The sequence below is a fragment of the Streptomonospora sediminis genome (assembly GCF_054778995.1).
The window spans coordinates 1-573 of record NZ_BAAGYZ010000147.1 but is presented as its reverse complement, the minus strand read 5'-3'; the positions used below and the strand labels follow the sequence as shown (position 1 = coordinate 573).

Below are 573 nucleotides of genomic sequence, written 5' to 3'. Positions count from 1 at the left end.
TAGGCCGGACTCCACGCGGTGGCGGGGATGCGGGTGATGGCGGTGTGGATGTCGTCGGTGATGGTCATGCCCACCGAGTAGGACAGCCACCGTCCTCGCCGGGTGAGCCAGTCGAGGAAGGCGTGGGTGCCCCCGGCGGTGTCGGTGCGGATGAGGGTCTTCCTCCCGCGGCGGTGGGTCCGCGGCAGCTGCTTCAGGGCCCGGGCGGCCACCGCGATGTGGTCGGTGGCGGTGTTGGACCCGGCGTTTCCCGGGCGCAGCAGGGCGGTCAGCCCTTCGCCGGTGCCGGCGGGCCCGTGGTCGCAGAAGGCGGCCAGCGGGTGGAATCCGTATCCCTTTTTCCAGGTAGGGGCCGCGTTTTCCTTGTCGGAGTGGGCGGTGAGAAGGGTGGCATCGATGTCGATGATCAGGCGGCCGTCGGCATCGGGTGGTGCGTGGTGTGCGGCGCGTGTCCAGGCGGTCTCGCGGGCGTGGGCGCGGGCGGTGCGGATCGCGGCCAGGGCGGCCTCGGGTTCGGCGGCCAGCGTGGTGAGGGTGCGCGAGACGGTGGGATCGGAGGCCACGGGCCCGTAC

At 72.4% G+C, this 573-nt stretch carries 1 protein-coding gene; it reads right to left on the bottom strand.

Going from position 1 to position 573, the window contains the following annotated elements; translation table 11 throughout:
* The coding region (locus ACYVD5_RS27910; RefSeq protein WP_461004158.1) for a transposase at positions 1-573 on the bottom strand (573 nt) is incomplete at both ends.